Below are 6,596 nucleotides of genomic sequence, written 5' to 3' on the forward strand. Positions count from 1 at the left end.
CACGTGGGAGCGCTGTGACGGTCTCCGTCGTCCACACTCTGCGGTCGGACGTCCCCACGGACGACGAACTGGCCGAGGTTTGGGACCGGCTCGCCGCCCGCCCGGACCTCGACCGTGTCACAAGACCTTTCCTCGATTGAATAATCCCTGGGGGTCCAGCGCGCGACGGATCGCGCGCTGGACCTCCAGCGAGTCCTCGCCCACCTCGCGGGTCAGCCAGCGGCGCTTGAGGATTCCGATGCCGTGCTCGCCGGTGATCGTGCCCCCGAGGTCCAGGGCGACGGAGAAGATGTCGTCGGCGGCGGCCTCCGCTCGTCGCCCGGCGGTGGCGTCGTCGTGCGGCACCACGATGATGGGGTGCAGGTTTCCGTCGCCCGCATGCCCGAACAGGAACACCGGGATGCGGTGCTCGGCCGCGATCGTGGTCACCGCCCGCGCCGCATCGGCGATCCGCGGCCGCGGCACCGCAATGTCCTCGATGAGAGGACGGCCGAGCCGCTCGAGCGCGGGGAGCGCCGCCCGCCGCACGGCGAGCAGACGCTCGGCCGCCGCATCATCGGCCCCGACCTCGACATGGGCGCCGGACCGGCGGAACGTGTCGGCGAGCAGTTCGGCTTCCTCCGCGGCACCGAAACCGTCGGTCTGAGCGACGACGAAAGCGCCGGACCGGCCCCACGCGACCACGCCCAGATGGTCCTGGGCGTGCCGCAGCGACGGTTCGTCGAGCAGTTCCATGATGGCGGGTCGGACGCGGGCCGCGAGGGCCTGTGCGGTAGCAGCCGCTGCCTGCTCGATGCCGGCGAACCACGCGGCAACGGTGACAGTATGCCGTGGGATCGGACGCAACCTTACGGTGGCGCCCACGATCACACCCAATGTGCCCTCGGAGCCGGTGAAGAGGCTCGTCAGATCCAGTCCGGCAACGCCTTTCGCTGTTCGGCGACCGGTGTCCAAGACCCGCCCGTCGGCGAGTACGACACGCAGGCCGAGCACCGAATCGCCTGTCACACCGTACTTGACGCACCGAAGTCCGCCCGCATTCGTCGCGATGTTTCCGCCGATCGTGCTGATCGCGGCACTGGCGGGATCCGGGGCGTAGCGCAACCCGACCGCCGTCGCGGCTGCGTCGAGGTCCGCTGTGAAGACGCCGGGTTCGACGACCGCGAGCTCCTCGTCGGGTGAGATTTGGACGATCCGGTTCATCGCGCTGACGTCGATCACGACAGTGCCGCTCCCGGCCGCGGCGCCGGCGGCGAGTCCGGTGCCGGCGCCACGTGGAACAACGGAAAGACCCTGCTGTCCTGCGTATTCCACGGCGCGCCGAACGTCGTCGATGCTGCGGGCCTGCACGACGGTGTCGGGAGACCCGTCCGGAAGGTGCCCCGATCGGTCCGTGCGGTAGGCCGCCGGGATGTCGGCACCGTGCAGGACGGTGCCGTCGACGGTGTCGATCAGGGATTCACGAAGCTGCGGCATGGGATCCGATCGGTGAGGACGAGCGCGGGTGTGCCACCCCATTCTCGTCGTTGTCTCCACATCCGCCGATCGTTCGATCCATCGGATTCTCCGATATGTTGCGCTATTTCGATCACATCGATTCCAATCCCGCGAGGAGGGAAGAATTCCCGGTCGCCGCCGCTAACGTTTCATTACCCGGCACGAACGCCGGCAGAACGGAGGAACGCCCGCCATGGCCAGATACGTCGTCGTCGGACCGGGCGCGGTGGGAGCCTCGTTCGCCGCGGCCCTGTCGGAGCGCGCCGACGTGGTCGTCGTCGCCCGAGGGCGGGCCTTGACGCATCTGTCCACGCATCCGCTACGGTTCGTCACCTCGGGCGGAACCCGCAGTGTCACGCTGGCGGCGATCGCAGTCGACGAGTTGAAGCTGCGCATCGACGACGTGCTGATCGCGGCGGTCAAGGCCCAGCATGTTGCCGCGGTCGCCGAGAGCCTCGCCTGGCTGCCCGTGTTCGACGGCGACACCGAGGTCGGGGTCGCCGCCGAGCTTCTGTCGCTCGTCACGGCGCAGAACGGCATCGACGCCGAGCAGACCGCTGCGCGGTGGTTCCCCCACATCGTCGGCGCGACGATGAGCATCGCGGCCCGCTACACGGACGTCGGGGAGGTCCGCGTCGGCGGTACCCCGCACCTGGGTGCGATCATCGCCGGACTGCCCTTCGGTCAGGACACGGTTGCGTCGGCGACGCTCGACGCCCTCCTCACGGACCTCGATGCCACCGGCTTCGCAGTGCGGCGAACCGATGACATCGCTCGCGTCAAAGGCACGAAGCTACTGCACAACGTCAAGAATGCGCTCGAGGTCCTCGCCGGCGACGACGAGGCCAAGAGCCTCGTCGCCGAGGCGCTGGAGGAGGAGACCCGCTCGGTGCTCGACGCAGCCGGTCACCCGTACGGGGACAAGTCGATCCTCGTCGTCGACCCGCAACAGCGAGGCGGCGACACAGCCCTCGGGGTGGGCCCCGGCGCCCAGTCGACGTGGCAGAGCTTCGCGCGGGGCGCGGACTCGCACGAGGTCGATCATCTCAACGGAGACGTCGCACGTCTGGCCCGCCTCAGCGGCGCGCGGGCTCCGGTGAACACCGCTCTGCAGATCATTGTGGGCATTGCAGCGCGCCGCGGCGGTGGGGTGAACCTACCCGGACTCGACCGGCTGATCGATCTCGTCGCCGAACCTACACACCTGTGAATCCGAACGACAGAACCGAAGGGACCCCGAGCCGTGACCGACACCGAACACGCTCTCACCGAACATGCCACTGCCGAAACCGTTCTCGTCGCGCCGATCGAGGCGCTGCGCCGCGTGGAGAACGGCGCGTTGCTCCTGGATGTCCGCCGCGCGGCGTCCCGCGTCGCGGACGGTGTCGTTCCCGACTCGGAGCATGTCGAGAAGGCGGACGTGGCACTGACCTTCGAGCCTCTCGCGGATCGGAACCGGGACATCGTCGTGTTCTGCACAACGGAGGGCGGCTCGAGCCCTGTCGTCGAGCAACTCTTCCTCCTGGGCTACAGCAACGTCGCACACGTCGACGGCGGATATCGTGCCTGGAAGGCGGCCGGTCTACCGACCCGGGACGGGGAGTCCGCCGGCGTGGCGGGGTGAGTCCGGCCGCACCGAAATCCTGCGCTGGATCGCCGTCGCGCCGGGGCGGCCCGGGAACCGATCGTTCGAGTGTTGTGGCTCAGGTTCCGGTGTCCGAGGGATGTCGGAACGGGAGATCCTGCAGGTGAACTCGCTCGGGTTCGATGAGCGACACGATCGCTGAGCGCATGGGGAAGTCGCTGCCGATGTAGCGGTTGCTCATTCGGTCCATGATCGCGACCGCTTCGTCGCCTTCGAGTTCCTCGACGACCCGGCCGCGGACGACGACCGACCGATACGGGTTGTGCTCATCGCAGACCGACACGGCGACGCGCCCGTCACGGCGCAGATTGGCGACCTTCCGGTTCTCCTGAGCGGAGAATATCGCCAAGTGATCACCTTCGACCGCGATCCACACCGGGGAGACGTGCGGCGATCCGTCGGGCATGAGCGTCGCGACGTGCGCCATGTTCCGCGCCCCGAGCAGGGCCCGCACGTCGCCGGACAGATCGGCCATGCCCGGTAGCCTACTCGCGCCGACGACGGTGCCGAGGCTGTTTGCCGCCGCAGGGGAATCAGCCCGCCGCGTAGCGGGAGAAGGTGATGCCGGAACGGAAGGCGTTCGCCGCGAGCAGGCGCAGCCGCGGCAACGCGAATCCGTCCGGAAACAACCGGCGTCCGCGGCCCTGCACGACGGGATGGACGAACAGCCGGTATTCGTCCACGAGTCCGGCCTCGATCAGGGCGTGGCACAGCGAGATGCTGCCGGTGACCACGATGTCCCGGCCCATGCGCGCCTTCAGGGCGCGTATCGCGGCCAGAGGCTCGGCGGAGAGGACGGTGGTGTGCTGCCACTGCGGATCCGTCACGGTCGAGGACACCACGTACTTCTGCACCTGGTCGAGATACGCGGAGATGCCCGTGGGATCGTCGGTCCGCCCCGGCCAGTAGCCCCGGAAGTCCTCGAACGTCCGTCGGCCGAGCACCAACGCGTCGGACTCGCTGTCCTGCCGGTGCAGTTCCGCCAGATGATCCGAATTGTCCACCTCCGCCTGACCCTGGGGGTCGAACCAGTCCCCCAGCATCTCGATCGAACCGTCGAGGGTGACGTTCTGGGTGATGGCAAGTGTCCGCAACGGGTCCCTCCTTCCGACGTGATGCCCGTGTCGCTCCGCCTACGGGATACCGACCGCCCGGGCGCCGGGAACTCATCGCGACCACGCCTACGACGCGGACATGTAACACGATTGCCGTCTCGAACGACTTTCCGACCGACGCGTCGACACCACAATCAGGGTCGTCGGCACGGACCGACTTCGGATGGGGATTGACCATGGCACTTGACTGGGCGGTGCGAAACAAGCGGATTGTCGCGGCTGCGGTGGCACCCGTGGCGCTGGGCGCGGCGGCGGTGGTCGCCGTCGCTGTCTCGGAACCGTCGGCTCCGTCGACGGCCCCGACGACGCTGACCGCCTCGGTCACCGAGTGCCACGACATGGTCAGCATCGCGGTCGGCGGGCGAAACGACAGTCCCCGCCCCGGCACCCACGCGATGCTCCTCGACGCCGACGGGAACCCCCTGCCGGCCGCATCGTCCACCGACTTCAGCAGCCCCTGGGTCGACGAGGTCGTGAACGCGCCGCGGGACGACGTGCCCGAGGGTTCCTACTCCGCCGTGTACGTCGAGTACCCGGCGAACATGTCGTCGTACGACGACGCCGTCGAGGCCGGCGTGGACAACGCCGAGACCGTGATGCAGGCGATCCGCCAGGCATGCCCCGACACGAAGTTCGCCGTCGTCGGGTACAGCGAGGGCGCCGACGTTGCGCGCCGCGTGGCGATGGAGATCGGCAACCAGGAAAGCGCCGAGGACGGGTCGTACGAGATCGTCGATCCGGATTCGGTCGTGGGTGTGGTCATCCTGGCCGACGCCGGGCGCACGGCGGGTGAGGGACCGTTCCCCGGCGCGGAGGACGAGTTCCGCAACCCGGACGGATTCGACCTCGCCTACCAGTCGGGCCGGAACAGCGCGTCGGGCAGCGGTTCGCTGCCGGGCACCTCGGGGAGCTTCGGGGCGCTGGACGGCAAGGTGGCGTCGTTCTGCTCGGAGGGCGACCTGACCTGCTCCGCTCCGGAGAACATCGCCCTGCTGCAGCTCGCGGTGAACGTAGGACGGCAGTTGAACGTCGACGCGCTCGAGCGCGACGGGCTCACCCCGGAGACCGCGCTGGACGTCGCCACGGTCCTCGGGCGGATCGCCATGGCCGCGTTCGCCGACATCCAGTCGCAGGAGAACTGGATGCAGAGCGACGAGACCTTCCTCGACGTCCTCATCAAGGTGTCGGATCCGTCCTACGAACCGGCCGCCCGCGACGTCGCCTCGACCGGCACGGACGGCGAGATCACCTCGGGTGAGCTGATCGACCTGACCTATCTGCCCGCGAAGCTGCGCAACGAGGTCATCGGATTCATCGCCGACAACGAGAACACCCTCGAGGTGGCGCTGAGCGATCCGTACCAGCAGACCCTCGGTCCGGACACCGGGCACCACTTCGACTACTGGCGCGATTCCGACCCCGAGAACGGAAAGCCCCTGACGTCCGCGCAGTACGCGGCGGCATGGCTGACCCATCTGGCGAAGCAGGCCGAGAGCGGCGAGCTCGACAAGGCCGAGGCCGAGGCGACCGCTCCGCAGCTCGTCGTCTCGTCGAAGCCGATCGATCCGGCGCCGCTCCCGCCGACGACGGACGGCGACGTGGAGAAGGCCGCCGCCGGGGCCACCACGACCACGCCGACGACCACGTCGTCGACCCCGGCGTCGCCGACTCGGGCCGCGGCCTCCTCGTCGGCATCGCCGGCACCGGTGCCGCCCGTCCCGGCTGCGGCCCCGGCTCCCTCGCCCGCGGCCCCGGCCCCCTCGCCCGCAGCGCCGTCCCCGCTGCCGGCCGTGGAGCCCCTGCCTGCCGTGGAGCCGCTGCCGACCGTCGAGCCGACGACCGTCGCCCCGACGACCGCGGAGTCGAGTGCCCCCGGGACCACGACGCCGGCCGCAACCACCACCCCGACGACCACGCCGGTGCCTCAGCCGTAGGCCGGCTGAGGGCTCGCCTCGCGGATCGCCCTGGCCCTGGTCGTCGCCGCGACGACCAGGGCCGCCGCGGCGAAGGCGGGCAGCGGATGGCCGAGCAGAGTCGCGACGGCGAGGTCGGCGGCCACCGCGCCGGTCGCCATGGCGAAGACCCACGGCGGCGCGGCGGGCAGCTTCGCCTTCCCGGCCGACCACGGGGTGCGGCCCCACGGTTTCGCGACCGACAACCACGCCTGGAACGCGAGGGCGCTGATCATCAGAGCGGTGCCCGCGATCATCGAGGCGTCGACGAGACGCGTGATGTCCGGCTCGACGGAGAAGTTGACGAAGTCCGCCTCGGCGCCGTCCTTGACCTTCCGGGACTGATCGCCGGAGGCGCCGTAGGACTGCTGGAACTCGACGTCCGCA

General features: G+C 69.6%; 6 protein-coding genes and 1 pseudogene. 3 read left to right on the forward strand and 4 right to left on the reverse strand.

Annotated features, from left to right (window positions below):
* Positions 1–117 precede the first annotated feature (117 nt).
* Positions 118–1,476, reverse strand: coding sequence for an FAD-linked oxidase C-terminal domain-containing protein (locus tag AIIKEEIJ_RS11575; RefSeq protein ID WP_161995703.1), 1,359 nt, complete (start codon positions 1,474–1,476; stop codon positions 118–120).
* A gap of 214 nt (positions 1,477–1,690) precedes the next feature.
* On the opposite strand from AIIKEEIJ_RS11575, the gene AIIKEEIJ_RS11580 reads away from it, so the two are divergent.
* Together AIIKEEIJ_RS11580 and AIIKEEIJ_RS11585 are read left to right on the forward strand one after the other, a co-directional pair.
* Positions 1,691–2,707: a 2-dehydropantoate 2-reductase N-terminal domain-containing protein gene (locus tag AIIKEEIJ_RS11580; protein ID WP_161995704.1), complete on the forward strand. Its 1,017-nt coding sequence runs from the start codon at positions 1,691–1,693 to the stop codon at positions 2,705–2,707.
* 33 nt (positions 2,708–2,740) lie between these two features.
* Positions 2,741–3,121: a rhodanese-like domain-containing protein gene (locus AIIKEEIJ_RS11585; RefSeq protein ID WP_338020937.1), complete on the forward strand. Its 381-nt coding sequence runs from the start codon at positions 2,741–2,743 to the stop codon at positions 3,119–3,121.
* A 79-nt stretch (positions 3,122–3,200) separates the two neighbouring features.
* On the opposite strand, the gene AIIKEEIJ_RS11590 is transcribed toward AIIKEEIJ_RS11585, so the two are convergent.
* Together AIIKEEIJ_RS11590 and AIIKEEIJ_RS11595 are read right to left on the reverse strand one after the other, a co-directional pair.
* Positions 3,201–3,617: a TIGR03618 family F420-dependent PPOX class oxidoreductase gene (locus AIIKEEIJ_RS11590; RefSeq protein ID WP_029546701.1), complete on the reverse strand. Its 417-nt coding sequence runs from the start codon at positions 3,615–3,617 to the stop codon at positions 3,201–3,203.
* Between the two features lie 58 nt (positions 3,618–3,675).
* Positions 3,676–4,236, reverse strand: coding sequence for a dihydrofolate reductase family protein (locus tag AIIKEEIJ_RS11595; RefSeq protein WP_029546700.1), 561 nt, complete (start codon positions 4,234–4,236; stop codon positions 3,676–3,678).
* A gap of 197 nt (positions 4,237–4,433) precedes the next feature.
* On the opposite strand from AIIKEEIJ_RS11595, the gene AIIKEEIJ_RS11600 reads away from it, so the two are divergent.
* The gene (locus tag AIIKEEIJ_RS11600) at positions 4,434–6,191 is read left to right on the forward strand and encodes a cutinase family protein (RefSeq protein ID WP_050036155.1); all 1,758 of its coding nucleotides are present in this window, start codon (positions 4,434–4,436) and stop codon (positions 6,189–6,191) included.
* A 269-nt stretch (positions 6,192–6,460) separates the two neighbouring features.
* Here AIIKEEIJ_RS11600 and AIIKEEIJ_RS32575 read toward each other — a convergent pair.
* A pseudogene (locus AIIKEEIJ_RS32575) lies at positions 6,461–6,596 on the reverse strand (sulfate ABC transporter substrate-binding protein); the annotation flags it as partial.

Origin of the sequence: Rhodococcus sp. YH1 (assembly GCF_009939605.1) — a bacterium.
Lineage (GTDB): Bacteria > Actinomycetota > Actinomycetes > Mycobacteriales > Mycobacteriaceae > Rhodococcus > Rhodococcus aetherivorans.

Coding starts and splice junctions, on each gene's coding strand:
- AIIKEEIJ_RS11575 (WP_161995703.1), bottom strand. CDS start 1,476: ATGCCGCAGCTTCGTGAATCCCTGATCGACACCGTCGACGGCACCGTC.
- AIIKEEIJ_RS11580 (WP_161995704.1), top strand. CDS start 1,691: ATGGCCAGATACGTCGTCGTCGGACCGGGCGCGGTGGGAGCCTCGTTC.
- AIIKEEIJ_RS11590 (WP_029546701.1), bottom strand. CDS start 3,617: ATGGCCGATCTGTCCGGCGACGTGCGGGCCCTGCTCGGGGCGCGGAAC.
- AIIKEEIJ_RS11600 (WP_050036155.1), top strand. CDS start 4,434: ATGGCACTTGACTGGGCGGTGCGAAACAAGCGGATTGTCGCGGCTGCG.